24 protein-coding genes are annotated in these 24616 nt (G+C 62.5%); 13 read left to right on the plus strand and 11 right to left on the minus strand.

The window, feature by feature from the left end; genetic code table 11:
• Positions 1–26 precede the first annotated feature (26 nt).
• The gene (locus ACTV8E_RS08300) at positions 27–1193 is read right to left on the minus strand and encodes an FAD-dependent oxidoreductase (RefSeq protein WP_443199157.1); all 1167 of its coding nucleotides are present in this window, start codon (positions 1191–1193) and stop codon (positions 27–29) included.
• Positions 1194–1198: 5 nt separating this feature from the next.
• Positions 1199–1366: a rubredoxin gene (locus ACTV8E_RS08305; protein WP_251834403.1), complete on the minus strand. Its 168-nt coding sequence runs from the start codon at positions 1364–1366 to the stop codon at positions 1199–1201.
• A gap of 157 nt (positions 1367–1523) precedes the next feature.
• Between ACTV8E_RS08305 and ACTV8E_RS08310 the strand changes: the two genes are divergently transcribed.
• Entirely contained in the window at positions 1524–2069 is a 546-nt protein-coding gene (locus ACTV8E_RS08310) for a chorismate--pyruvate lyase family protein (protein ID WP_443199158.1), read from the plus strand.
• A gap of 26 nt (positions 2070–2095) precedes the next feature.
• Positions 2096–3004, plus strand: coding sequence for a 4-hydroxybenzoate octaprenyltransferase (gene ubiA, locus ACTV8E_RS08315; RefSeq protein WP_443199159.1), 909 nt, complete (start codon positions 2096–2098; stop codon positions 3002–3004).
• 35 nt (positions 3005–3039) lie between these two features.
• Here the strand turns inward: ubiA and ACTV8E_RS08320 are convergent, their stop codons facing one another.
• Positions 3040–3420 carry a COG4315 family predicted lipoprotein gene (locus ACTV8E_RS08320; RefSeq protein WP_273538957.1) on the minus strand — a complete coding sequence of 127 codons (381 nt, stop codon included), beginning with the start codon at positions 3418–3420 and terminating at the stop codon, positions 3040–3042.
• Positions 3421–3598: 178 nt separating this feature from the next.
• On the opposite strand from ACTV8E_RS08320, the gene phoB reads away from it, so the two are divergent.
• The 3 genes from phoB (at position 3599) to ACTV8E_RS08335 (ending at position 7029) form a co-directional block, all read left to right on the plus strand.
• Positions 3599–4288 carry a phosphate regulon transcriptional regulator PhoB gene (gene phoB / locus ACTV8E_RS08325; protein WP_443199160.1) on the plus strand — a complete coding sequence of 230 codons (690 nt, stop codon included), beginning with the start codon at positions 3599–3601 and terminating at the stop codon, positions 4286–4288.
• Between the two features lie 9 nt (positions 4289–4297).
• Positions 4298–5620, plus strand: a complete 1323-nt coding sequence (gene phoR / locus ACTV8E_RS08330) for a phosphate regulon sensor histidine kinase PhoR (protein ID WP_443199161.1) — start codon at positions 4298–4300, stop codon at positions 5618–5620.
• A gap of 68 nt (positions 5621–5688) precedes the next feature.
• A complete protein-coding gene (locus ACTV8E_RS08335) occupies positions 5689–7029 on the plus strand; it encodes a hemolysin family protein (protein ID WP_251834397.1) in 1341 nt (446 codons plus the stop codon).
• Positions 7030–7051: 22 nt separating this feature from the next.
• On the opposite strand, the gene ACTV8E_RS08340 is transcribed toward ACTV8E_RS08335, so the two are convergent.
• From ACTV8E_RS08340 to ACTV8E_RS08375, 8 genes are all read right to left on the minus strand, one after another.
• Entirely contained in the window at positions 7052–7303 is a 252-nt protein-coding gene (locus ACTV8E_RS08340) for a hypothetical protein (RefSeq protein ID WP_251834396.1), read from the minus strand.
• A 139-nt stretch (positions 7304–7442) separates the two neighbouring features.
• Complete coding sequence (locus ACTV8E_RS08345) at positions 7443–8339, minus strand: peptidoglycan DD-metalloendopeptidase family protein (RefSeq protein WP_251834395.1); 897 nt, start codon at positions 8337–8339, stop codon at positions 7443–7445.
• 138 nt (positions 8340–8477) lie between these two features.
• Positions 8478–9395, minus strand: a complete 918-nt coding sequence (locus tag ACTV8E_RS08350; RefSeq protein ID WP_251834394.1) for a response regulator — start codon at positions 9393–9395, stop codon at positions 8478–8480.
• A 325-nt stretch (positions 9396–9720) separates the two neighbouring features.
• A complete protein-coding gene (gene phoU, locus ACTV8E_RS08355; protein ID WP_251834393.1) occupies positions 9721–10449 on the minus strand; it encodes a phosphate signaling complex protein PhoU in 729 nt (242 codons plus the stop codon).
• Positions 10450–10552: 103 nt separating this feature from the next.
• The gene (gene pstB / locus ACTV8E_RS08360; protein WP_273538949.1) at positions 10553–11386 is read right to left on the minus strand and encodes a phosphate ABC transporter ATP-binding protein PstB; all 834 of its coding nucleotides are present in this window, start codon (positions 11384–11386) and stop codon (positions 10553–10555) included.
• Positions 11387–11482: 96 nt separating this feature from the next.
• The gene (gene pstA, locus ACTV8E_RS08365) at positions 11483–13099 is read right to left on the minus strand and encodes a phosphate ABC transporter permease PstA (protein WP_443199186.1); all 1617 of its coding nucleotides are present in this window, start codon (positions 13097–13099) and stop codon (positions 11483–11485) included.
• Between the two features lie 69 nt (positions 13100–13168).
• The gene (locus ACTV8E_RS08370) at positions 13169–15451 is read right to left on the minus strand and encodes an ABC transporter permease subunit (protein WP_443199162.1); all 2283 of its coding nucleotides are present in this window, start codon (positions 15449–15451) and stop codon (positions 13169–13171) included.
• A gap of 182 nt (positions 15452–15633) precedes the next feature.
• Positions 15634–16602 carry a phosphate ABC transporter substrate-binding protein PstS gene (locus tag ACTV8E_RS08375; protein ID WP_443199163.1) on the minus strand — a complete coding sequence of 323 codons (969 nt, stop codon included), beginning with the start codon at positions 16600–16602 and terminating at the stop codon, positions 15634–15636.
• Between the two features lie 213 nt (positions 16603–16815).
• Between ACTV8E_RS08375 and ACTV8E_RS08380 the strand changes: the two genes are divergently transcribed.
• The 8 genes from ACTV8E_RS08380 to tssE all read left to right on the plus strand — a co-directional run bounded on the left by ACTV8E_RS08380 (position 16816) and on the right by tssE (position 24611).
• A complete protein-coding gene (locus ACTV8E_RS08380) occupies positions 16816–17223 on the plus strand; it encodes an acyl-CoA thioesterase (protein WP_443199164.1) in 408 nt (135 codons plus the stop codon).
• 154 nt (positions 17224–17377) lie between these two features.
• Entirely contained in the window at positions 17378–17929 is a 552-nt protein-coding gene (locus ACTV8E_RS08385) for a TRAP transporter small permease subunit (RefSeq protein ID WP_251834388.1), read from the plus strand.
• The gene (locus tag ACTV8E_RS08390) at positions 17922–19298 is read left to right on the plus strand and encodes a TRAP transporter large permease (RefSeq protein ID WP_251834387.1); all 1377 of its coding nucleotides are present in this window, start codon (positions 17922–17924) and stop codon (positions 19296–19298) included. The genes ACTV8E_RS08385 and ACTV8E_RS08390 overlap by 8 nt, the downstream gene beginning before the upstream one ends.
• A gap of 103 nt (positions 19299–19401) precedes the next feature.
• Positions 19402–20304, plus strand: coding sequence for a D-hexose-6-phosphate mutarotase (locus ACTV8E_RS08395; protein WP_443199165.1), 903 nt, complete (start codon positions 19402–19404; stop codon positions 20302–20304).
• A gap of 310 nt (positions 20305–20614) precedes the next feature.
• Positions 20615–22177: a type VI secretion system protein TssA gene (gene tssA / locus ACTV8E_RS08400; protein WP_443199166.1), complete on the plus strand. Its 1563-nt coding sequence runs from the start codon at positions 20615–20617 to the stop codon at positions 22175–22177.
• 17 nt (positions 22178–22194) lie between these two features.
• A complete protein-coding gene (gene tssB, locus ACTV8E_RS08405; RefSeq protein ID WP_251834384.1) occupies positions 22195–22698 on the plus strand; it encodes a type VI secretion system contractile sheath small subunit in 504 nt (167 codons plus the stop codon).
• Positions 22699–22721: 23 nt separating this feature from the next.
• A complete protein-coding gene (gene tssC, locus ACTV8E_RS08410; RefSeq protein WP_251834383.1) occupies positions 22722–24200 on the plus strand; it encodes a type VI secretion system contractile sheath large subunit in 1479 nt (492 codons plus the stop codon).
• A 6-nt stretch (positions 24201–24206) separates the two neighbouring features.
• Positions 24207–24611: a type VI secretion system baseplate subunit TssE gene (gene tssE, locus ACTV8E_RS08415; RefSeq protein ID WP_251834382.1), complete on the plus strand. Its 405-nt coding sequence runs from the start codon at positions 24207–24209 to the stop codon at positions 24609–24611.
• Positions 24612–24616 lie beyond the last annotated feature (5 nt).

The following is a 24616-nucleotide window of genomic DNA, read 5'->3' on the forward strand; positions in this document are numbered from 1 at the left end:
ACCAGTCGTCTTAGGCAGAACCGTGCTCAGCCCAACAGGTCGGGGAGCTGGCGATTCAGGGCCAGCCGACCCTGCACCTCGGCACCGGCCAAGGCATAGCCGAGCAACTCGCCTTGCGCATCACGGCACAGCGCCCGGATATCCGCACCTGCGCCTTCGACTTGCCATTCGCCGTGCCGGCCTGCCGGAACCGGTGACAGCACCAGCGGACACACCGGCGTCTTGACCATGATCGGCATCGGCCCGTAGCGCACCTCACCCGGCTGTCCTGCCAACGACTTGCCCAGGGCACGAGCACCGGCCATCAACGGCATCACGTACATCAGGTTGAGACCGTCCACTTCGGCGCAATCGCCCAAGGCATAGATGTTCGGCTGAGAGGTGCGCAGCTCGCGATCGACCACAATGCCGCGATTGACCGTCAGCCCGGCCGTCTGTGCCAGTGCCGTGCGCGGGCGCAAGCCTACGGCGGAGAGCACCAGGTCGCACTGGACGTGCGTGCCATCAGACAACACCGCGCTCAGGCCATTCACCGTACGGTTCAGACTGACCAGCGTAGGCCCCAGGCGCAGGCGCACACCCAAACCCTCCAGGCCAGCCTGCAGTGCACTGGCCGCAGCGGGATGCAACAGATTCGGCATCACCTGTTCGCACGGCGCGACCATCTCGACCTGATAGCCTCCCAGGCTGAGGTCATTGGCAAATTCACAACCGATCAGGCCGGCACCGAGGATCAGCACGCGCTGCTGGCCGACTGCAGCGGCGCGAAAACGTCCGTAATCATCCAGGTCGTTGATCGAATAAATCGCCTCGCTGGCATCTCCCGCCACCGGTACGCGGATGCAATCCGCGCCCAGGGCCAGCACCAGATCGCGGTAGTCCACGGCTTCCTCATCAAGCCACAAGCGCCGCTGCGCTGGATCCAGGCCGGTCACTTGGGTATGGGTGCGCACCTGCGCATCCAGTTGCACCGCCATGGCACCCGCCTCGGCCATTACCAGAGCGTCGGCATCCTGGCCCTTGGCGAAGCCGGTGGAGAGCATGGGTTTGGAATAGGAGCGCCCATCATCGGCACTGATCAGCAGTAGCGGCGTCTGGCTATCGAGCTTGCGAAATTCCCGAGCCAAGTTATAGCCGGCCAACCCTGTGCCCACGATGACGACCGGCTTGTTGGGTATTGTCGATCCTCTCATGCCGATCAAGCGACTTTCTGCATTTCAAAATCCGCCTTGCTGACACCGCAGTCGGGACAGATCCAGTCTTCCGGCACATCGGCCCAGCGGGTGCCAGCAGGAATTCCCTCCTCTGGCCAGCCCAGTGCTTCGTCATAAATCAGACCGCAGACCACACATTGCCACTTGTTCATCCAGGCGCCTCAATTCGTTGCGTTGGCCGGCAACGCTATACCATGCCTGCCCCTCAGCCAACACTTGCGGACCCCTCCCTTGGTTGAGTGCAGCATCCGGTGCCAAGCCGTACGCGTGATAGACTTCGGCCTTCTTCCGCTGTGCCGATTGCCACCCGTGTCCGATTTCTGCTCCTGGCTGACCGCCGACCGTTTTGCCCCTGCGCTCGAACCGCTGTGCCACGACTGGCTGCACGAACCGGGATCCTTGACCCGCCGCCTCACCGCGCTTGCTTGCGGCGTCTTCAACGTCGAACCGCTGCGCGAAGGCTGGCAGCCACTGCGCCCTGACGAATGCACGGCCCTGGCCCTGCCCCGCGGAAGTACCGGCTGGGTGCGCGAGGTCTATCTGTGTGGACACGGCCAGCCGTGGGTGTTCGCCCGCAGCGTCGCCAGCCGGGACGCCTTGCAGGCCTTGGGGCTGGATCTGCAGCATCTGGGTACGCGCCCGCTGGGCCACCTGCTATTCAGTGACAAGGCCTTTGCGCGCACGCCGTTCGAAGTCTGTCATTACCCAGCGGCCTGGCTACCGGAGGCCATCCGTCAGCCCCAACTGTGGGGCCGGCGCTCGTGCTTCCTGCGCGGCACCGCGGGTGTACTGGTCGCCGAGATTTTCCTGCCCGCGCTGTGGAAGGCGGCGCAGAGCGCTCGCACGCCTCTATAATCGCCGCGTCCATTTGGAGGGGCCCCATGTATACCCACCTGCTGCATTCCTTCAATCGCCTGCACCCACGCGCCTGGGATTTCATTCAGCTCATGCGCCTGGACAAGCCCATCGGTATTTACCTGCTGCTCTGGCCGACGCTGACCGCCCTGTTGATTGCCGGCAAGGGCGCGCCCAGCGTTGCCAACGTGGTGATCTTCACCCTGGGAGTGATCCTCATGCGCTCGGCGGGCTGCGTGATCAACGATTTCGCCGACCGTAACGTCGACGGCCATGTACGCCGCACCCGTGAACGCCCGCTGGCCAGGGGCAAGATCAGCGTGCGCGAAGCCTGGACCCTGTTCGCCGTATTGGTCGCGCTGAGTTTCGGCCTGGTATTGATGACCAATGCCGTCACCGTCTGGCTGTCGTTCGGCGCCCTGGCGGTCGCCTCGCTGTACCCGTTCATGAAGCGCTACACCTATTACCCGCAGGTGGTGCTCGGCGCGGCCTATTCGTGGGGCATTCTGATGTGCTTCACCGCCGAGACCGGCAGCCTGCCGCCCGAAGCCTGGCTGCTGTTCGTCGCCAACCTGGTGTGGACCGTGGGTTATGACACCTACTACGCCATGGCCGACCGCGAGGACGACCTGAAGATTGGCGTGAAATCCACCGCCATTCTGTTTGCCGAAGCGGATCGCGCGATCATCCTCGGCCTGCAGTTTCTCTCGCTGTTCTGCCTGATGCTCGCCGCGGCGCGCTTCGAGCTGGGCCTGTACTTCCACCTCGGCCTGGTCGGTGCCGCGCTGTGCTTCTTGTGGGAATTCTGGCGCACCCGCCATCGTGATCCGCTGGTCTGCTTTCAGTGCTTCCTGCACAACCACTGGGCGGGGCTGGTGATTTTGATTGGCGCACTCGTCGATTACGCGCTGCGCAGCACGCCCCTGGCCGGCTAGTCGACTGGTGGCCTACCTCGGCCAACAGCGCGCCCTTACTTCGGCTTGGCGACGTGCCAGACGCCCATCAGGGTGTCGCCGGTGGTGTCGCCGGGTTTGGTGTCCTTGACGTAGGTGTACAGGGGCTTACCGTCATAGGCCCACTGTTGCGTGCCGTCGTCGCGGGTGACCAGGCTCCAGTCACCCGAGCCTGTGGCGTCCTCGCTGGCGACCAGGGGTGGCCAGATATCCGCGCATTCCTGGGTACAGTTGGATTGGCCCTCGCTGTCCTTGCCGTAGGTGTAAAGGGTCATGCCCTGGCCGTCGACCAATCGACCTTCTTTCACCATGGCCGGCTCCTGCGCCAGCACCAGGGCCGGCAGCGCCAGCCATGCGGCCAATGCGGCCCCCGTCAGCAACGTGAAACGTGTTTTCATCGTAATGTTCCTCTTGCCAGGCCAAGCGCGGGCTGCGGCCAGTTCGAAGGGTATGACCCTGCGCCCAGGCGGCATGTTCAACCCTGCCCCATCGGCAGCTGAAGTCCGCCTGTCACATCCCTGCAATAATTCCGTTATCTAATGCAGGCCAGTGACTGGAACCCAAAAGGCGATACCCATGGCAGGAAAAACCATTCTTATCGTCGATGACGAAGCACCCATCCGGGAGATGATTGCCGTAGCGCTAGAAATGGCCGGCTACGAAAGCCTCGAAGCCGCGGACAGCCAGCAGGCCCACAGCATGATCGTGGACCGCATGCCCGACCTGATTCTGCTCGACTGGATGCTGCCCGGCACGTCGGGCATCGAACTGGCCCGGCGCCTGAAGCGCGACGTACTGACCGCCAACATCCCGGTAATCATGCTCACCGCCAAGGGTGAGGAAGACAACAAGGTGCAGGGCCTTGAAGTCGGCGCCGATGACTACATCACCAAACCGTTTTCCCCGCGCGAGCTGGTTGCTCGCCTCAAGGCGGTGCTGCGCCGCACCGCGCCGGACGATGGCGAGACGCCGATCGAAATCGGCGGCCTGCACCTGGACCCGGTCAGCCACCGGGTGACCATCGACGGTCGTCCCGCCGAAATGGGCCCGACCGAATACCGTTTGCTGCAGTTCTTCATGACTCATCAGGAGCGCGCCTACACCCGCAGCCAGCTGCTCGACCAGGTGTGGGGTGGCAACGTTTACGTTGAAGAACGTACCGTGGACGTGCACATCCGCCGGTTGCGCAAGTCGCTGGGCGAAAACTATGAAGGGCTGGTGCAGACCGTGCGCGGCACCGGTTACCGTTTTTCCACTAAAGGTTGAGTAACGCCCTTGAATTCCAATTGGCGAAGTGTGCTGTTCCGCCACATGGCCCTCTTGGTGGGCACCAGCCTGCTGCTGGGTCTGTTCACCAAGGCGTGGGGCTGGAGTGTGGCACTGTGCCTGGCCGCCTACCTGGCCTGGCTGCTCACGGGTCTGCTGCGACTGCGCCATTGGCTGGAACATGCCGAACCGGACGATGAAGTGCCCCATGCCAGCGGCTTGTGGGAAGAACTCTACGACCGCATCCACTACCAGAAGCGCCGCAGCCGCCAGGCCCGCGATCGGCTGCAGGCGGTGATCAACCGCGCCCAGAAGTCGACTGCCGCGCTCAAGGATGCGGTGGTCATGCTCGATCGCGACGGTAATCTGGAATGGTGGAATCCCGCCGCACGCACGTTGCTCGGCCTGACCGCACCCCAGGACACCGGCCAGGCGGTGACCAACCTGATCCGTCATCCGCGTTTCAAGGATTATTTCGATCGGCAGAATTTTCACGACCCGCTGGAGCTGCCCTCGCCGATCAACCCGCAGCTGCAACTGCAGTTTTTTATCACCCTGTACGGTCAGAGCGAGCACCTGATGGTGGTGCGAGACGTCACGCGGCTGCAGCTGCTGGAGCAGATGCGCAAGGACTTCGTGGCCAACGTCTCCCATGAACTGCGCACCCCCCTGACGGTGATTACCGGCTATCTAGAGACGCTGCTGGATAACGTTGACCAGATCAATCCGCGCTGGCTGCGCCCCATGCAGCAAATGCAGCAGCAGGCCGGCCGCATGCAGAACCTGCTCAATGACCTGCTGATGCTGGCCCGCCTGGAAGCCACCGATTACCCCTCGGACAACCAGCCGGTGGCGGTCGACCTGTTACTGCTGTCAATCCGTGCAGACGCCCAGGCGCTATCGGGCGAGCGCCAGCATCGCATCAGTCTTGAGGCCGATCCGCACCTCAAGCTCAAGGGCAGCGAAAGCGAGTTACGCAGCGCTTTTTCCAATCTGGTGTTCAATGCGGTGAAATACACCCCGGATGAGGGGGAGATCCAGATTCGCTGGTGGGGCAATGAACAGGGTGGCCATCTGTCGGTGCAGGACAGCGGCATCGGCATCGAACCGCGGCATATTTCTCGCCTCACCGAGCGTTTTTACCGGGTCGATGCCAGTCGGGCTTCCGACACCGGCGGCACTGGGCTGGGCCTGGCGATCGTCAAGCATGTACTGTTGCGCCACCATGGCCGCCTGGATGTGATCAGCACGGTGGGCCAAGGCAGCACCTTCACCTGCCACTTCCCGCACAACCAACTAGTCCAGCGCAACGCGCCAAATTCAAGAGACTGATCTTTATGCCTTGAAAAACCGTGCGCGCAGGCCCATCTTGCGCGCTTCATTGGCCAACTTTCGTATCCATGGACCCTTCCCCTAGTTTTACCGCTGCCTCCTATTTTGCCGACTTCGGCCTCGTCCTGTTCGCCCTGTTTCTCGTCCTGCTCAACGGCTTCTTCGTCGCCGCGGAGTTCGCCATCGTCCGCCTGCGCGCCACCAAGGTCGACGCCATCGCCGAACAACACGGCTGGCGGGGACATATTCTGCGCACCGTTCACAACCAGATGGACGCCTACCTGTCCGCGTGCCAGCTGGGCATTACCTTGGCGTCGCTGGGATTGGGCTGGGTTGGCGAACCCGCCTTCGCCCATCTCCTCGAACCCATGCTGGAGATGTTCGGCGTCGAATCCGAGGCTTTGCTCCACGGTATTGCCTTCTTTTCCGCCTTCGCGGTGATTTCCTACCTGCACATCGTGGTCGGCGAACTGGCGCCCAAGTCCTGGGCGATTCGCAAGCCGGAACTGCTGTCGCTGTGGACCGCCGTGCCGCTGTACCTGTTCTATTGGGCGATGTATCCCGCCATTTACGTGCTCAACGCCAGCGCCAATGCCATCTTGCGTATTGCCGGGCAGGGCGAGCCGGGCGAACACAGCGAGCATCACTACAGCCGCGAAGAACTCAAGCTGATCCTGCACTCCAATCGGGCTCACGACCCCAGCAATCAGGATATTCGCGTACTGGCCTCGGCCGTCGAAATGGGCGAGCTGGAAGTCGCCGACTGGGCCAACTCCCGTGAAGACCTGGTCTATGTCGAGCGCAGCGCCAGCCTCGAAGACGTGTTCCGTGTGTTTCGCCGCCACAAATACAGCCGTTACCCGATTTATGATGAGGATGCTGGCGAGTTCATCGGCGTTCTCCATATCAAGGACCTGCTGCTGCAACTCTCACTGCTGGAAAAGCGTCCCGAGCACATCGACCTCGACGAGCTGATGCACCCGTTGGAGCGCGTTTCACGGCACATGCCGCTGACCACGCTGCTCGAAACCTTCCGCCAGGGCGGGGCACATTTCGCCTTGGTCGAAGAGGCCGACGGCAAGGTGATCGGTTACCTGACCATGGAAGACGTGCTCGAAGCGCTGGTGGGCGATATCCAGGATGAACACCGCAAGACCGAGCGTGGCATTCTGGCGTACCAGCCCGGCAAGCTCCTGGTGCGCGGCGACACGCCGCTATTCAAGATCGAGCGCCTGCTCGATGTCGACCTCGACCATGTCGAGGCGGATACGCTGGCCGGCCTGATCTATGACACGCTCAAGCGCATGCCGGAGGAAGAAGAGGCGCTGGACACCGAAGGCCTGCGCATCATCATCAAGAAGATGAAAGGCCCCAAGGTTGTCCTGGCCAAGGTGCTCAAGCTGGGGTGAGGCCCGATGGATGGGCAGCCGTTTACTCCGGCAGTGCCCGTCCATGATCCAGGTGCTGATCCACCAGCCACTTGCCATGCGCAATGGACGCGCGCTGAGCACTGTCCAGGTCGGCCAGAAAAGCCGATTGCACCGGCAAGGCGATCCGCCGCGTGGTGTGTCCGTCCGGGGCGGTGATATGGCAGCCGCCCGCCCAGGGCGTGGGCAAGTCCGGATGCTCGACCACATCGGCCTTGATGGCATGTTCGCGATACTCGCACTGCAATCGGGTCATGAAAGCGGTCCTCCTGGCGATTGCACCACGCCGCGCGGCCCGTCCGCGGCGGCTGGGTTCTACGGCATGTTGAGTAATTAGTAGTCAATATGAGCGCGCGCCTGCGCAACTCCGTAGCAGCCGACGAAGGGTCGTACCGCTATTCGCCGCCCACCGCAAAATTCGGCAGGCTATTGACCGGCTGGGTAAAGGTGAACGGAATCGATTCCAGCGCCAGCCCGACATTACGCTGCACGACGAAGTGCAGATGAGGGCCGGTGCTGTTGCCGGTATTGCCGGAGCGGGCGATCAGACTGCCGGTTTCCACACGCTGCCCTTCGCGCACTCGCACCGAGCCACGCATCAGGTGCAGATACACGCCCATGGTGCCGTCGTTATGCAGGATGCGCACATAGTTGCCGGAAGGGTTATTGCCGCGCCCGCTCTGCTGATTTTCCAGGCTGACCACCACACCGCCACGGGCGGCCAGAATTGGCGTGCCTTCTGGCATGGCGATGTCCATGGCGTAGCGCCCTTTGGGTGTAAAGTGACTGTAGCGACCGTTGGCGCCCTGGGTCAGCCGGAAGGGGCCGCCCTGCCACGGCAGCGGGTAACGGCTGCTGGTCGGCAGCAGCCGTGGATCGCCCAGGGCATGGCGCAGCTTGGGCGTATAGCTGAGCGGCTTGGCAGGGTCTCGCGGCGCCAGGGTCAGCAGGCGGATCTCGCTGCGTGGCGGCAAGATCCAGCGTACTGGCTCATCCGGAGCGCCCACGGCATTGTCCACCTCACTCAGGCGCAGCTCGATCTCCACCGGCGCGTACAACTCATTGTGCACCACCAGAGTTTCGCCGGCGGCGTGCTTGCGCGTGGTTAGATGAACGCGATTCTCCAGCTCCTCGACCATGCGGTCGCGAAACACGAACACCTGAGCACCGCTGTGGGCCTGGTCGCTGTAGGTGACCACGCCGTTGGCATCGGTGTACTTGTAGATGGTCAAGGCGGTGGTTGGCACGCACAGGGCCAGCAGACCGCCGAGAAGAAGCAAGCGTGCAAGCATGGTGAAGAATATCTGAACCGCACTAGGCTGAACGCGGGAGCCTAGCGAGCCTTGCCAGGCGGTGCGAGTGGTGCGGACTCAAGCTGTGAAGCCGTTCGATTTCCGGCTCCGTCGAGGAGCCGAAGCGTCAGGAAGCTCTCAGGCGCCAGGCACAAAATGCCTGTGCTGAGTACCGCGGGCGATCTGCCGCGACAAGTAATCGAGCTTCTTCGGATCACTGTCGACAAAGCGCAAGACCAACTGCAGCCATTCGCTGTCCGCCCGGGGCTCCGCAGCAGCAATGGCGTGCACATAGCCATTGAGCCGTGCCACTTCGCCCCCTTCGCCCTGTTCGAGGTCCAGCACGGCACTTTCCAGCACCTGCGGAATGAAACTGGCGCTTTTGATCAGCACCGAGGCATCTTTGAGGCTGAGGTCCTTGATCAGGCACGGGAGGATGCCACCGGACAGGCGCAACTGACCACGCCCGCGATTGTTCAGGGACTTGTTCACCGCCGGTTTTGGCGCAGTCGCGCTGACGGCAGGTTTGCCAGCGGCGGAGGCGCCCGGCACGGGCGGGGCATTGAGAAGCGACTTCGCCGCATCGACACGCGCACCGGTCAGGGCGCTGACCGAGTCGCCGGCCATGGCATAGGCGGACTGGCTGTTGGTGCCCGACGCCAATGCTTCAAGACGCCCCGACTGGTGCAGAGCCTTCTTGACCTTGCCAAGCAGCTGTTCGCTGGTGAACGGTTTGCCAATGTAATCGGTCACGCCTGCCTTGACCGCCTGCACGACATTTTCCTTGTCGCCGCGACTGGTGACCATGATGAACGGCGTGGTCTGGTGCGCGTCATCGCTGCGACACCACGCGAGAAGCTCGAGTCCGGACATCTCCGGCATCTCCCAATCGCAGAGGATCAGGTCAATCTCGTTACGGCTGAGGTATTGCTGGGCCTTGCGGCCATTGACGGCCTCTTCGATGCGAATGCCCGGAAAATGCACACGCAAGCCCTTCTTTACCAGATCGCGAATGAATGCCGCGTCATCCACGATCAGTACGCTGACTTTGTTCATCGCACCCTCCCACTCGAGGGGATCAAGCATAGGCGGCAGTAATAGCCTAATGCCACTTCAAATCGTTCCGCTGATTCAGCCAAAACCCGCCCCTTTCGCCCACGGCACAAGGAAAACCGAGGCGTGCGCCGGTTTTCCGTACGTTGACACCTAGCAGTGCCTGTTCTGTTGGGTATCGGCTGGCCCAGGCCTGGCTTTAGCAAGCCATTGAAAACGACAGCAGGGGCCAGACTGCGAGCGCTGCGGATCAAGTTTGGCGAAACGATGGTACCGTTTGGCCGCGAACGTTATGCGCCCACTCGCGGCCATGCAGCGGTTCTGCACGTTATGCCGGCGAACCCTTGTCGCCCTGAACTTCCTCGCGCATGCGCTTGAGGCCCATGTGACGTACATCGGTGCCGCGTACCAGGTAAATCACCAGTTCGGCGATGTTGCGCGCATGGTCGCCGATGCGCTCCAGCGAGCGCAGCGCCCAGATCACATTGAGCACGCGCGAGATCGCCCGCGGGTCTTCCATCATGTAGGTGACCAGCTCGCGCAGGGCGGTCTTGTACTCGCGATCGACGGTCTTGTCATACTGCGCCACTGCCAGGGCCAACTCCGGGTCGAAGCGCGCGAAGGCGTCCAGCGCATCCTGCACCATCTTGCGTACTTGGTCACCGATATGCCGCACCTCGACATAACCACGCGGCGCCGAGCCTTCCTCACACAGTTGAATGGCGCGACGGGCAATCTTCGACGCCTCGTCGCCGATGCGCTCCAGGTCGATTACCGATTTGGAGATGCTGATCACCAGGCGCAGGTCGGAGGCCGCCGGCTGGCGGCGGGCGAGGATGCGCAGGCACGCCTCGTCAATGTCGCGCTCCATCTGGTTGGTCTGCTCGTCGAGCTCACGCACCTGCTGGGCCAGGCCCGAATCAGCCTCGATCAGCGCGGTGACCGCGTCATTGACCTGCTTTTCCACCAGGCCACCCATGGCCAGCAGGTGGCTACGCACCTCTTCCAGCTCGGCGTTGAACTGCTGGGAGATGTGTTGGCTGTGATTGTCTTTCATATCAAAACTCCGAAAAGCCGCTGAAGGCTGAAGGCTGAAGGCTGGACGAGGAAGCCATTCGTTCAGCCTCCAGCCTCCAGCGCTCTTCTCGTCTTGCGTGGTACTAGCCGTAGCGCCCGGTGATGTAGTCCTCGGTCTGCTTCTGCGCCGGGTTGGTGAACAGCGTGTCAGTGTCGCCGTACTCGATCAGTTTGCCCATGTACATGAACGCCGTGTAGTCCGAAACGCGCGCGGCCTGCTGCATGTTGTGGGTGACGATGACGATGGTGTACTTGGACTTCAGCTCGTAGATCAGCTCTTCCACCTTGAGGGTGGAGATCGGATCGAGCGCCGAGCAGGGTTCGTCGAGCAGCAGCACTTCCGGCGACACGGCGATGGTCCGCGCGATCACCAGACGCTGCTGCTGGCCGCCGGACAGGCCCAGGGCCGACTCGTGCAGGCGGTCCTTGACCTCGTCCCACAGCGCCGCGCCCTTGAGCGCCCACTCCACGGCTTCATCGAGGGTGCGCTTCTTGTTGATGCCCTGGATGCGCAGTCCGTAAACCACGTTCTCGTAGATGCTCTTGGGGAACGGGTTGGGCTTCTGGAACACCATACCGACGCGGCGGCGCAGCTCGGCGACATCCTCGCCCTTGCGGTAGATGTCGTGGCCATCAAGACGAATCTCGCCGTCGACGCGGCAACCGTCCACCAGGTCGTTCATGCGGTTGAAGCAGCGCAGCAGGGTGGACTTGCCGCAGCCGGACGGACCGATGAAGGCGGTCACGCGCTCCTTGGGAATGTTCAGGGCGACATTGTGCAGGGCCTGCTTCTGCCCGTAGAACAGGTTCAGGCCGGGCACTTCCAGCGCCACCTTCTCGTCGGCCAGCGACAGGCTCTGCTTGTTGCGACCCAGGGCGCCGATGTCGATGCCGTGGCTATGGTTTTGTGCTTGCATGGGTGTCTCCGTCATTCGCTGGAGGCCGAAGGCTTGAGGCTGGACGAAAAAGCCCTCACTCGTCCAGCGTTCAGCCTCCAGCGCTTTTATCGGCTGTTAGTGTTCAAGCGCCTTGTACTTTTCGCGCAGGTGGTTGCGGATGTAGACCGCACTCATGTTCAAGGTGGCGATTACCACCACCAGCAGCAACGCGGTGGCATACACCAAGGGGCGTGCGGCTTCGACGTTGGGGCTCTGGAAGCCGACGTCGTAGATGTGGAAGCCCAGGTGCATGATTTTCTGGTCGAGGTGCAGGTAGGGATAGTTGCCATCCAGGGGCAGGCTCGGCGCCAGCTTGACCACGCCCACCAGCATCAGCGGCGCCACTTCACCGGCGGCACGCGCCACGGCAAGGATCAGGCCGGTCATCATCGCCGGGCTGGCCATCGGCAAGACGATCTTCCACAGCGTCTCGGCCTTGGTGGCACCCAGCGCCAGCGAACCCTCGCGCACGGTACGCGGAATGCGCGCCAGGCCTTCTTCGGTGGCAACGATCACCACCGGCAGGGTAAGGATCGCCAGGGTCAGCGAGGCCCACATCAGGCCCGGCGTACCGAAGGTCGGCGCCGGCGCGGCTTCCGGGAAGAACAGCCGGTCAATGGAGCCGCCCAGCACATAGACGAAGAAGCCCAGGCCGAACACGCCGTAAACGATGGACGGCACGCCGGCGAGGTTGTTCACCGCAATGCGGATCACCCGGGTCAGCACGCCCTGCTTGGCGTATTCGCGCAGGTACACCGCCGCGATCACGCCGAACGGCGTGACGATTACCGCCATGATCAGCGTCATCAGCACCGTACCGAAGATCGCCGGGAAGATGCCGCCTTCGGTGTTCGCCTCACGCGGCTCGTCGCTGACGAACTCCCACAGCTTGATGAAGTAGAAGCCGAGCTTGTCCCCGAACGACATGGCATTGGGCTGGAAGGCACGCACCACCTTGCCGAGGCTGATCTCCTGCTCCTGGCCATCGACCGTGCGCACCGTCACGCTGTCACGGTTGAACGCCTGATACAGCTCGACCAGGCGCGTTTCCAGTACCTTGTACTCGGCATCCCACTGCGCCCGCTCAGCATCCAGATCAGCCTGGGCGACGGCATCCAGCTTGCCTTGCAACTCCAGCTTGCGGCCCTGCAGGCGCAAACGCTCCAGGCCATGGTTGATGCGGCCAATGTCCTGCTTTTCGAGCGCCACGATGTCCTTGTGCAGCGCATCGACACGGTCGATGCGACGCTGCAACTCGCCCCAAGCGGCCTCGCCCTCGGCGACCAGCTGGCCGCTTTCCTTGACGTTCACCAGGTAGCCGTAGAAGTTGCCCCACTCGCGGCGCTCCAGCACCATCAACTCGGCAGGCGTGCGCAGGTTGGCCAGCCATTCGCCGACCACCCAGCTGAAGTCGGCGCCATACACTTCACGGTTGCCCACCTTGAGCAGCTCGCGGGTCATGAACTCGCCGCCTTCGGCGGTGACTGGCAGGCCGGACGCGGCCAGGCGAGCACGCGGCACTTCTTCCAGCTGCACCACTTCGCCCGCCAATACACGACTGGCCTGGCCGGGCATTTGGTAATCGGCTTCGATCACATCGGCCGGCCAGAAATGTCCCAGCCCGCGGGTGGCAATCACCAGCAACAGCCCCAGGGTCATGACCACCGCGATGGCAACCGCCCCCGCGTTCATCCACACCCAAGGCGTGCCGCTTTTGAACCAGGTTTTCAGATTGTTCTGTTTCACGTCAAAACCTTCCTCTTACAGCGCCGCGTACTTGCCACGCAGGCGCTGGCGGATCAGTTCGGCCAGGGTGTTCATCACGAAGGTGAACATCAGCAGCACCAGGGCAGCCAGGAACAGCACGCGATAGTGGCTGCTGCCGACCTCGGATTCGGGCATCTCCACCGCCACGTTGGCGGCCAGGGTGCGCAGCCCCTCGAAGATGTTGGCTTCCATGATCGGCGTGTTGCCGGTGGCCATCAGCACGATCATGGTTTCACCCACCGCGCGACCCATGCCGATCATCAGCGCCGAGAAGATCCCCGGACTGGCGGTCAGGATGACCACGCGGGTCAGCGTCTGCCAGGGCGTGGCGCCCAAGGCCAGCGAGCCGTAGGTGAGGCTCTTGGGTACGCTGAACACGGCGTCCTCGGCGATCGAGTAGATGTTCGGGATCACCGCAAAGCCCATGGCCAGGCCGACCACCAAGGCGTTGCGCTGGTCGAACGGGATGCCCAGGTCATTGCTCAGCCACAGGCGCATGTCGCCGCCGAAGAAGGCATTCTCCAGGTGACCGCTGATGCCCAGCGAGAAGGCACCCACGCCCAGCACCACCGGAATCAGCAGCAGTGCTTCCCAGCCGTCCGGCACGCGCAGGCGGATGGACTCCGGCAGGCGGCTCCACAGCCAGGCGGCGCCGATAATGCCCACCGGCATCAGCAACAGCAGACTGAAAATGCCTGGCAGGTGCCCCTCGATATAAGGCGCGAGGAACAAACCGGCGATAAAGCCGAGAATCACCGTGGGCATCGCCTCCATCAGCTCGATCACCGGCTTGACCTTGCGGCGCAGCGTCGGGGCCATGAAGTAGGCGGTGTAGATCGCCGCGCAAATGGCCAGCGGCGCGGCCAGCAGCATGGCGTAGAAGGCTGCCTTGAGGGTACCGAAGGCCAGCGGCGCGAGGCTCAGCTTGGGCTCGAAGTCGGTATTGGCCGAGGTCGACTGCCACACGTACTGGGGTTCGTCGTAGCTCTCGTACCAGACCTTGCCCCACAGCGCGCTCCAGGAAATCTCCGGGTGTGGGTTGTCGATGACCAGGTTTTGCAGGCTGCCCTCGCGCTCCACCAGCAGACGGTTGGCACGGGGAGACAGTGCAGCGTGCGCGGTGCCGTCGGCCACGGATTGGGTGAGCAGCGTGCGGTGCGCGGTGCTGTGGAAAACACCGACCTGGCCCGTCTGGTCCATGGCCAGGAAGCCTTTGCGGCGCTCCTCGGGCAGGATCTGCGTAATCGGGCTGTCGCCCAGCTGGAAGTTGCGAACGTTCTGCAGGGTGGACTGGCCATCCTCGTCGCGCACCATGAACCACTGGCCGATGCCGCCCTTCGAGTCGCCAATCATCAGCGAGATGCCGCCCAGCAGGGAACGCACCGTGGTGACCTCGCCCGTGCCGCTCAGCAGCTTGTAACGGCCGTTGAACTGCTGGCGACGCAGGTCGAACACGTCCACGCTCGCCTTGCCATTGAAGGCGAACAACCATTGCTGGCGCGGGTCGACGAGCACGGCCTTGATCGGCTCGGCGAGACGCGGCAGCTCGAAGCGATGCTCATCTCGGGTGACCTCGCCAGTGAACAGGTTTTCCTCACGCTCCAGACGCAGAGCATGCAGTTCATTGCCCGTGGCAGCGACCAGCAGCAGGCTCGATCCATTCAAGCTGACACTTACCTGCTGCAGCGCACGACCCTGGGGGTCCAGTTGGATCGGCTCCGGGCCGTAGGGGTAAACCAGCTCGGGGGTGATGGTTTTCTGATTGTTGGGGTAACTGAGCGTGTAGGCGTGTTCGATGACCAGCGCTTGGCCATTGCTCAGGCCCAGGACAAAGCGGCTGCTGCCGGGCGTGTCTTCGCCCAGGGAGACAATCTGGCTGTCGGCCGGCAAGGCTACGGCTTCGCTGCGCAAGACGTCGCCGCTGGTCACCGAGAAAAACTGTGCCTGTCCGTCTGTACCCAGGCGCAATCCCACCTGGTTCTGCTCTTCGACGGCCAGCAGCAAGGGCGGCGATTGCTCCGTCAGCCAGGCAGGTTGCACGGCCTGTTCGGCCTGCAGGTCGGCGCCTTGGAACATGGGCAGGACGACTTGAGCCAAGTAGAAGAAGATCAGGGTAATGGCGCCCAGCACAGCCAGGCCGCCAATGGTGACGTACCAGCGGGCCAGACGGTCCTTGAGAGCGCGTATGCGCCGCTTGCGCTTGAGGGCAGGAGTGTTGAAATCCAGCCCCGGCGAGTGGGAAGGAGCAGTCATGGGTTCATTCGCCAATTCATTCATGCCAGGAATTCCGCGACCGCTACCAAACGCAGCGGGCTGTCGTAAATTTTAAGTCGCCACTTTATGCCGATCGTGTGACAGAAAAGTTACAGCGCACTAACACGACAATGCCCGTCATCGCCGAGGGCGTGACGGGCATTGGGGGGAGTCGCGAAGCCCGCGCCAGGCGCGGGCTTGCTGACTTACAGACCCAGTTCTTTCAGCGTCTTGTCGACCACGTTCTTGGGCAGTGGGATGTAACCGTCCTTGACGACCACTTCCTGACCCTGCTTGGACAGCACCAGCTTGATGAACTCGGCATCCAGCGGGCTGAGCGACTTGTTGGGCGCCTTGTTCACGTAGACGTAGAAGAAGCGCGCCAGCGGGAACTTGCCGGCCAGGGCGTTAGCTTCCGAGGCTTCGAAGGCTTCACCGCCCTTCTTGGACAGCGGCACGGCACGGACGCTGGAGGTCTTGTAGCCGATGCCTGAATAACCGATGGCGTTCAGGGTGCTGGAGATCGACTGCACCACCGAGGCCGAACCCGGCTGCTCATTGACGTTGGCCTTGAAGTCACCCTTGCACAGCGCTTCTTCCTTGAAGTAGCCGTAGGTGCCGGACACCGAGTTGCGACCGAACAGCTGAATCGGCTTGTTCGCCCACTCACCGGTCAGGCCCAGCTGGCCCCAGGTGGTGATGTTCTTGTCGCCGCCGCACAGACGAGTGTTGGAGAAGATCGCGTCGACCTGGGCGATGTCCAGGCTCTTGATCGGGTTGTCCTTGTGCACGAACACCGCCAGGGCGTCGATGGCCACCGGAACCGCGGTCGGCTTGTAGCCGTACTTCTGCTCGAAGGCCTGGATCTCGTTGTCCTTCATCGGGCGGCTCATCGGCCCCATGTTGGCGGTGCCTTCGGTCAGCGCCGGCGGTGCGGTGGAGGAACCGGCCGCCTGGATCTGGATATTGACGTTCGGGTAGCTGCGCTTGAACTCTTCAGCCCACAGGGTCATCAGGTTGGCCAGCGAGTCGGAACCCACACTGGACAGGTTGCCGGATACACCTGACGTCTTGCTGTAGCTGCTCAGTGCCGGATCAACGGCCGCCATGGCTCCAACAGAAGTGACACCCGCGGCGACAAAGGTCATGGCCGCCATCAATCGCTTCAATTTCATTCCTTGCTCCTGAACTCTTGGTATTGGGATGCTTCGGGGGCCAGTATCTGCAGGCCGTGTGACCAGTCTATGAATGCAATATGACAGTTGGATGACGTCGGCGGTCATGGTCGCCCGGCCGCCAGGCTGCCGGTATACTGCGCTGCGGTGCTTTTTTATCCAGACGCGCCTACCACAACAACGATAACGACGATGCCCAAGAGCCTTTACCCCATGACTGAAGATCACGACCTGGAACTGGACGATCCGATTCCCCAAGGCGACCTGGCCATGCAGTTCACCGCGTTGCCACGTGAGACCAACGGCTTCGGCGATATCTACGGTGGCTGGCTGGTTGCACAGATGGACCTGGCGGGCACCTCCATGGCCAGCAAGATCGCCGGTGGCCGGGTAGCCACAGTGTCCATCGAGCGCATGGCGTTCATGGTGCCGGTGTCCGTCGGCGCACAGCTGTCCTTCTATACGCAAACCCAGCACATCGGTCGCAGTTCGGTGCGCCTGCTGGTCGAGGTGTGGAGCGACGATCCGCTGTCCAGCGAGTGGCGCAAAGTCACCGAGGCGGTGTTCGTGTTCGTCGCCATCGATGGCAGCGGACGCACCCGGCCGGTTCCCAAGCGCTAGCCATTGCCGCCCCACGTAACGCTGGGTGCAGAGCGGTTGTTTGCCGCTCGTGCGGCGCGACGGCTTATCTTTCAAGGCCGGTGAAGTTGCCGGCGTTTGGCCATGGGCCTAGAATCGCCGCCCTTCCTGCTTTCTCTTCCCTTAAGGACTCCCCATGTCCGCGAAAACTCCCCCCCTGCTCGCGCTTGCGCGGGCAATCGATGCGCTGAACGCGGCGCTGGGCCGAATCTGCGCCTGGATTCCCGTGTTTCTGGTATTCGGCACCACCGTCGTGGTCGTGCTGCGTTACGGTTTTGGCACAGGCGCCATCGCTCTGCAGGAAGCAGTGATGTACGGCCATGCCCTGGTGTTCATGGGCGCTGCCGCCTGGGCCTTGCAACGTGGCGCGCATGTGCGGGTGGATATTCTCTACCAACGCTTTTCCACCCGCACCCAGACCATCATGAACATGCTCGGCACGGTGATTTTGCTGATGCCGATGTGCGGCTTCCTGGCCTGGCTGAGCTGGGGCTATGTCAGCGCGTCCTGGGCCACGTTTGAAGGCTCGTCCGAAGCCGGCGGTCTGCCGCTCGTGTACCTGCAAAAAACCATCATTCTGATTTTGGTGTTCAGCCTGTTGCTGCAAGCCATCTCCGACCTGATCAAGGGCGCCTACCGACTAGCCGGCCGCCTCGCCTACGAAGACGCCGAGGTGCAACGTGGCTGAAGCAATGTCGCTCCTGTTGTTCGCCGGGATCTGTATTTTCCTGATGTCGGGCTACCCGGTGGCCTTCGTGCTGGGTGGAGTCTCCCTGCTGTTCGCCGGGATCGGCATCCTGACCGGCACCTTCGATGGCAGCTACCTGTCCGCGCTGCCCAACCGCATCTACGGCATCATGAACAACCAGACCATGCTGGCCGTGCCGCTGTTTGTATTCATGGGCGTGATGCTGGAGAAATCACGCATCGCCGATGACCTGCTGGAGTCCATGACCCGGCTGTTCGGCGCCAAACCCGGCGGCCTGGCGATCTCCGTGTGCCTGGTCGGTGCGCTGCTCGCCGCGTCTACCGGCATCGTCGGCGCCACCGTGGTAACCCTGGGCTTGCTGGCGTTGCCAACCATGCTGCGCCGCGGCTACGACCCAGCCATTTCCACCGGCACCCTGGCCGCCACCGGTACCCTCGGGCAGATCATCCCGCCGTCCATCGTGCTGGTTTTGCTGGGTGACGTGATGTCCAGCGCCTATCAGCAAGCACAGTTGAAGATGGGCATCTTCTCGCCGAAGACCGTTTCGGTCGGCGACCTGTTCATGGGCGCGCTGATTCCCGGCCTGCTGCTGATCGGCCTGTACATCCTTTACTTGGTGGTGATGGCCCTTCTCAAGCCGGCGAAGCTGCCCGCGCTGCCCAAGGAAGAACTGGGCGAGGTGCACTGGGGCAAACTCCTCGGCGCGCTGCTGCCGCCTTTGTTGCTGATTTTCCTGGTGCTCGGCTCGATCCTGCTCGGCTTTGCCACCCCGACCGAGGCGGCGGCCATCGGCGCCGTGGGCGCCACCGTACTGGCGCTGAGCAAAGGCAAGCTCAACTTCGCCCAGCTGCGTGACGTCTCGCAAAGCACCACCTCGATTTCCGCCATGGTGTTCCTGATCCTGATCGGCGCCTCACTGTTCTCCCTGGTGTTCCGCGGCTTCGGCGGCGAAGCGGTGATCGAGGACGTGCTGCACAGCCTGCCGGGCGGTGTGATGGGCGCCTTCTTCATGGTCATGCTGGTGATCTTCATCCTCGGCTTCATCCTCGATTACATCGAGATCTGCTTCGTGGTGGTGCCCATCATCGGGCCGATCCTGCTGGCCATGGGGCTGGATCCGGTCTGGCTGGGCGTGATGATCGCCATCAACTTGCAGACCTCGTTCCTCACGCCGCCGTTCGGCTTCTCGCTGTTCTACCTGCGCAGCGTGACCCCCGCCTCGGTGCCGACCATGACCATGTACAAAGGCGTGCTGCCCTTCATCGCCATTCAGTTGTCGATGCTGGTGATCTGTTACTGCTGGCCGCAAATCGTCACCTGGCTGCCGGACACCGTGTACGGCCCGTGACCCGGAGCATTTGCTCCAACATAACGCCCGTCCTTGACGGGCGTTTTGCTTTGCGCAGGCTTAGGATTACTGCACAGCCCTATAACGAACCAAGGAGACGACCGTGACCACCAGCATCGAACTGCAGCAGATCGGCGACCTCCCCTGTTGGCAAATCACCCATCAGGGCGCCCAGTTGCTGATCGCCGAACAGGGCGCGCAAGTTCTCGCCTACCAGCGAGACGATAACCCGCCGCTGATCTGGCTCAGCGACCAGGCCGAATATCACAAGGGCCAAGGCCTGCGCGGCGGGGTACCCGTGTGCTGGCCCTGGTTCGGTGCGCTGGAACGCAATCCTGCCGAGGTACAGGCGATGCACCAGGGCGCCGTGCCGGCACCCGCCCACGGCTTGGTGCGTACCCTCGACTGGCGGTTGCAGGACATCAGCGAACAGGACGGCGCGGTCATTGCCGAATTCTGCTTCGACAGCCGCGACCAACCATTAGCGGACTGGCCTCACGCGGTCAAATTAAGCCTGCGCATCCGCCTCGACCAGCGCCTGCACCTGGAACTGACCAGCCACAACCATGACCCGCAGCCGGTGTTTCTCAGCCAGGCCCTGCACACCTACTTCGCCGTCAGCAATATCCACGACGTGCAAGTCGAAGGCCTGCACGGCTGCCGCTACATCGACACCCTGGAAAATTGGGAAAGTCGCCTGCAACAAGGCCCGCTGCACTTTACCGGCGAAACCGACCGCATCTACCTCGACGTACCCAGCCAGGTGAACATCCGCGACCCGCACTGGCATCGCCGCATCCACCTGCAGAGCAGCGGTTCGCACTCCGCTGTGGTGTGGAATCCGTGGACCGAGAAAAGCCGACTTTTATCGCAATTCGCCGCCGATGCCTGGCAAGGCATGCTGTGCATCGAAACGGCTAATGTGCTGGAAGATAGAATTGAGTTGGCGCCGGGTGGAAAACACCGCTTGACGTTAACGTTATGGGAAAGTTCCCTAGACATATAAACCACGACATATATAACAGATATATATCGGCGCCAACCTGCTGTAATCAGCTCATAATTAGAATGATCGCTCTAATTATTTGAGACGTGATTAAAGCTTTGTCTCTTTTGTGCAAAAACCTAATTTTTATTAAATGGCTAAAACCCCTAACAGTTCACGCCATTGAACTTGTTCTATCTGACCAGCCGCTCTAGGATGCCGCCCTTCCTGCAGTGCGTAATGCTTGCGCCTAAATAGCGCAACTTGTTGCGCACTTAATTAATTATAAAAAATACCCCCGGCGCTAATTGCGCCTGCGGCGAGTCATGGAATGACCTATTCAAGCGCGCTCCATTCACATTATGTACAACTGGCCAATCTCCCCATTCGTCCCGACAACTTCGCGGGCGACGATGCGCGCTATTCCTCCGAATATGAATATCTAGAGCGGCAACTACAAAACGCCTCGTCCATTCATGCCGATGGCGCTGTCGATTGGCCACATATGCTCGACGCCTGCGCAGCGCTGCTCGCCTCGCAATCCAAGGATCTGCGCGTAGCGGCCTGGTTGACCTGGGGCCTGTTACAGCAGGAAGCCTTACCTGGCCTGCATGCTGGCCTCGGCATACTGCGGCACCTGTGCGTGCATCATTGGAACGATCTGCACCCCCGCAAACCGCGCACCCGGGCGGCTGCGCTTAACTGGTTGGTACCGCGCCTTGAGCAGGCGTTGAACGAAGAGCTGCCCCCAGGCGAGCAACCAGCATTGCTCCAATCTCTGGCCGAACACCTGCGCGATCTGGATGCCTGCCTGGGCCAACACCTGGCCGACGACGCGCCGCTGTTGCTGCCGCTGTCCCGGCGCCTGACGGATCTGCTGAATACCATGCGACAAAGCCCCGCAGTGGCGCCCGCAGAAACACCGACAGTCGCCACGGCGCAGTCGATAACGCCGTCTGCTCCAGCCGCGCCCGGAGTGGTGCACAACGACAAGGACGCCCACAAGTGCCTGCGCCAGCTGCAAGACCAGGCACGCCCCCTGTGCGCCTGGTGGCTCGCTCGCCAAGCCGGCGACGTACGCGCCCTACGCCTGTCGCGCACCCTGTTGTGGCTGCCGATCGACAGCGTGCCGGAGCACAACGCCGAGCAGATCACCGCCTTGCGCGGCTTGCCGGTCGACAAGCTGGTCCAGTTTCAAGAACGCTTTCAGCAAGGCCGGCACACCGAGTTGCTGGTCGAGCTGGAGGCGAGTCTCGCCCGCGCGCCGTTCTGGCTAGATGGCCAACACCGCGTCTGGGAATGCTTGCACGCCCTGGATGCCACGCCCGCCCTGCAGGAAGTGGAGATTCAGCTGGCGCTGTTTCTGCAGCGTATACCGGGCCTCGACGAACTGCGTTTTCACGACGGCACGCCCTTCGCCTCGGAGGCCACCCGCGCCTGGATCAGCGCGCGTGTCATGCCCCATGTACAGGCGCCGCAGGCTGCACCGGCTTCCTCGCCTCCGCCTGCTGACGGCGCAGCCCCGTGGGAAACCGCCCTGCAGGAGGTTCTGCCCCTGCTGCGCAAGGAGGGGCTCAAGCCCGCCGTGCGACAGCTCAGCCAAGGCTTGGCCAGCGCGCGCGGCGGTCGGGAGACGTTCTTTTGGCAGCTTGCCCTGGCCCGCCTGTGCCACCAGGCCAAGCAGTACGAACTGGCCAAGGTCCAGCTCGAAACACTTGACCAGAAGCTACAAGCCAGCGGCTTGGACGCCTGGGAACCCAATCTCGCCCTGGACATCCTGCACCTGCTGTACGCGTGCTACGAGCGATTGCAGCAGCACGCCGGTGTGCGGGAACGCAAGGACGAGATTTACCGCAGGCTGTGCCACCTTGATCTCGGCGCGGCACTGGAATAACCACAAAGGAGAGAACCATGGCCAAAGAAGGCTCGGTCGCACCCAAGGAACGCATCAACGTCACCTTCAAGCCCGCCACCGGCAATGCCCAGGAAGAGCTGGAACTGCCGCTCAAATTGCTGGTGCTCGGCGACTTCACCCAGCGCGCCGACGACCGCAAGATCGAGGACCGCAAGCCGATCGCTATCGACAAGGGCAGCTTCGACGAGGTGCTCGCCAAGCAGGAGTTGAGCCTGTCGTTCACCGTGGCGAACCGCCTCCAGGACGACGCCAGCGACGACCTGGCCGTGGAATTGCGCCTCAACTCAATGAAGGATTTCAACCCGGCCAGCCTGGTCGAGCAGGTTCCCGAACTGAAAAAGCTCATGGACCTGCGTGACGCGCTGGTGGCCCTGAAAGGCCCGCTGGGCAATACCCCGGCCTTTCGCAAGGCGATTGAAAGCGTGCTGGCCGACGACGATGCCCGCGAACGCGTGCTGGGTGAACTCGGTCTTGCCGCCCAACAACCGCTGGATGCCTGAACATTTCACAAGGACTTGAACCCATGACCACTTCCGCATCGCTTGCCGAACCGGGCAACAGCCTCGCCGACGTCGGCATCCTCGACCGCATCATTGCCGAAACCCGCCTGACCCCCGATGACGACACCTATGACATCGCCAAGCGCGGCGTCTCGGCCTTTATCGAGGAGCTGCTCAAGCCGCATAACCAGCACGAGCCGGTAAAAAAGGCCCTGGTCGATCGCATGATCGCCGAGATCGACGCCACGCTCAGCCGGCAGATGGATGAGATCCTCCATCATCCGAGCTTCCAGTCGCTGGAATCCGCCTGGCGCGGTCTCAAGCTGCTGGTGGATCGCACCAACTTTCGCGAGAACATCAAGCTGGAAGTGCTCAACGCCTCCAAGCAGGACCTGCTCGAGGACTTCGAGGACAGTCCGGAAGTCGTCCAGTCCGGTCTGTACAAGCACGTTTATACCGCCGAGTACGGCCAGTTCGGCGGCCAGCCGGTGGGCGCCCTGATCGCCAACTACTTCTTCGACCCCAGCTCGCCGGACATCAAGACCCTGCAGCATGTGGCCAGCGTCGCCAGCATGGCCCACGCACCCTTTATAGCCGCGGCCGGCCCCAAGTTCTTCGGCCTGGAGAGCTTCACCGGCCTGCCGGACGTGAAGGACCTCAAGGACCATTTCGAGGGCCCGCAATACGCCAAGTGGCAAGGCTTTCGCGAGCAGGAAGACGCCCGCTACGTTGGCCTCACCGTGCCGCGCTTCCTGCTGCGCACGCCCTATGACCCTGAAGACAACCCGGTGAAAACCTTCGTCTACAAGGAAACCGTGGCCGGCAGCCACGAGCATTACCTGTGGGGCAACACCGCATATACCTTCGCCAGCCGCCTGACCGACAGCTTCGCCAAGTACCGCTGGTGCCCGAACATCATCGGCCCGCAGAGCGGCGGCGCGGTGGACGACCTGCCGCTGCACCACTTCGAGAGCATGGGCGAGATCGAGACCAAGATTCCGACCGAGGTATTGGTTTCCGACCGTCGCGAGTACGAGCTGGCCGAGGAAGGCTTTATCGCCCTGACCATGCGCAAGGGCAGCGACAACGCCGCGTTCTTCTCCGCCAACTCGGCGCAAAAGCCCAAATTCTTCGGCAACAGCGAAGAAGGCAAGAATGCCGAACTGAACTACCGGCTCGGCACCCAGTTGCCCTACATGTTCATCGTCAACCGCCTGGCCCACTACCTGAAGGTGCTGCAGCGCGAGCAGATCGGCGCCTGGAAGGAACGCACCGACCTGGAGCTGGAGCTCAACAAGTGGATTCGCCAGTACGTGGCCGACCAGGAAAATCCCAATCCCGAAGTGCGCAGCCGCCGTCCGCTGCGCGCCGCCCAGGTGATCGTTAATGAGGTAGCGGGCGAGCCGGGCTGGTTCCGCGTCACCCTCAACGTGCGACCGCACTTCAAGTACATGGGCGCCGATTTCACCTTGTCGCTGGTCGGCAAGCTGGATAAGGAATAACCCGCAGTGAGCTATGGCAGCCTGTTCGAACGCCTGGGCGGCACCACCGTGCAGCGCGCCGGGCACAGTCTGGAAGTGGCTGCCATGGCCTCGGTGGCCGCCCATCTAAGCCAGATGCTGAGCACCCGCGCGGGCAGCGTGCAAACGCTGCCCGACTACGGATTGCCTGACCTGAACGATATGCGCTTGTCGCTGCACGACTCGCTGCAGCAGGCGCGCCTGGCCATTGAACGCTTCATCGAATCCTATGAACCGCGCCTGAGCCGCGTGCGGGTGGTGTCATTGCCCCGCGCCCACGATCCCCTGCGCCTGGCCTTCGCCATCGAAGGCTGGCTCGCAGTGGAAGGCGTCAACCGCCACGTGAGCTTTTCCGCCAGCCTGGATGGCAGCGGACAGGTTCAGGTGCAGTAACAGGA

Source organism: Pseudomonas sp. B392_1p, from assembly GCF_052245235.1.
In the GTDB taxonomy this organism is placed as follows: domain Bacteria; phylum Pseudomonadota; class Gammaproteobacteria; order Pseudomonadales; family Pseudomonadaceae; genus Serpens; species Serpens gallinarum.

What these genes read in the sequence shown, in the direction of transcription:
- pstA (WP_443199186.1), bottom strand. Translation starts at nt 13,099, where the DNA reads ATGAACGCGGGGGCGGTTGCCATCGCGGTGGTCATGACCCTGGGGCTG.
- ACTV8E_RS08345 (WP_251834395.1), bottom strand. Translation starts at nt 8,339, where the DNA reads ATGCTTGCACGCTTGCTTCTTCTCGGCGGTCTGCTGGCCCTGTGCGTG.
- ACTV8E_RS08385 (WP_251834388.1), top strand. Translation starts at nt 17,378, where the DNA reads ATGTCCGCGAAAACTCCCCCCCTGCTCGCGCTTGCGCGGGCAATCGAT.
- phoB (WP_443199160.1), top strand. Translation starts at nt 3,599, where the DNA reads ATGGCAGGAAAAACCATTCTTATCGTCGATGACGAAGCACCCATCCGG.
- phoU (WP_251834393.1), bottom strand. Translation starts at nt 10,449, where the DNA reads ATGAAAGACAATCACAGCCAACACATCTCCCAGCAGTTCAACGCCGAG.
- ACTV8E_RS08350 (WP_251834394.1), bottom strand. Translation starts at nt 9,395, where the DNA reads ATGAACAAAGTCAGCGTACTGATCGTGGATGACGCGGCATTCATTCGC.
- ACTV8E_RS08305 (WP_251834403.1), bottom strand. Translation starts at nt 1,366, where the DNA reads ATGAACAAGTGGCAATGTGTGGTCTGCGGTCTGATTTATGACGAAGCA.
- tssA (WP_443199166.1), top strand. Translation starts at nt 20,615, where the DNA reads ATGACCTATTCAAGCGCGCTCCATTCACATTATGTACAACTGGCCAAT.
- ACTV8E_RS08380 (WP_443199164.1), top strand. Translation starts at nt 16,816, where the DNA reads ATGACTGAAGATCACGACCTGGAACTGGACGATCCGATTCCCCAAGGC.
- ubiA (WP_443199159.1), top strand. Translation starts at nt 2,096, where the DNA reads ATGTATACCCACCTGCTGCATTCCTTCAATCGCCTGCACCCACGCGCC.
- ACTV8E_RS08300 (WP_443199157.1), bottom strand. Translation starts at nt 1,193, where the DNA reads ATGAGAGGATCGACAATACCCAACAAGCCGGTCGTCATCGTGGGCACA.
- tssC (WP_251834383.1), top strand. Translation starts at nt 22,722, where the DNA reads ATGACCACTTCCGCATCGCTTGCCGAACCGGGCAACAGCCTCGCCGAC.
- ACTV8E_RS08375 (WP_443199163.1), bottom strand. Translation starts at nt 16,602, where the DNA reads ATGAAATTGAAGCGATTGATGGCGGCCATGACCTTTGTCGCCGCGGGT.
- ACTV8E_RS08370 (WP_443199162.1), bottom strand. Translation starts at nt 15,451, where the DNA reads ATGAATGAATTGGCGAATGAACCCATGACTGCTCCTTCCCACTCGCCG.
- ACTV8E_RS08335 (WP_251834397.1), top strand. Translation starts at nt 5,689, where the DNA reads ATGGACCCTTCCCCTAGTTTTACCGCTGCCTCCTATTTTGCCGACTTC.
- ACTV8E_RS08340 (WP_251834396.1), bottom strand. Translation starts at nt 7,303, where the DNA reads ATGACCCGATTGCAGTGCGAGTATCGCGAACATGCCATCAAGGCCGAT.
- ACTV8E_RS08320 (WP_273538957.1), bottom strand. Translation starts at nt 3,420, where the DNA reads ATGAAAACACGTTTCACGTTGCTGACGGGGGCCGCATTGGCCGCATGG.
- tssB (WP_251834384.1), top strand. Translation starts at nt 22,195, where the DNA reads ATGGCCAAAGAAGGCTCGGTCGCACCCAAGGAACGCATCAACGTCACC.
- pstB (WP_273538949.1), bottom strand. Translation starts at nt 11,386, where the DNA reads ATGCAAGCACAAAACCATAGCCACGGCATCGACATCGGCGCCCTGGGT.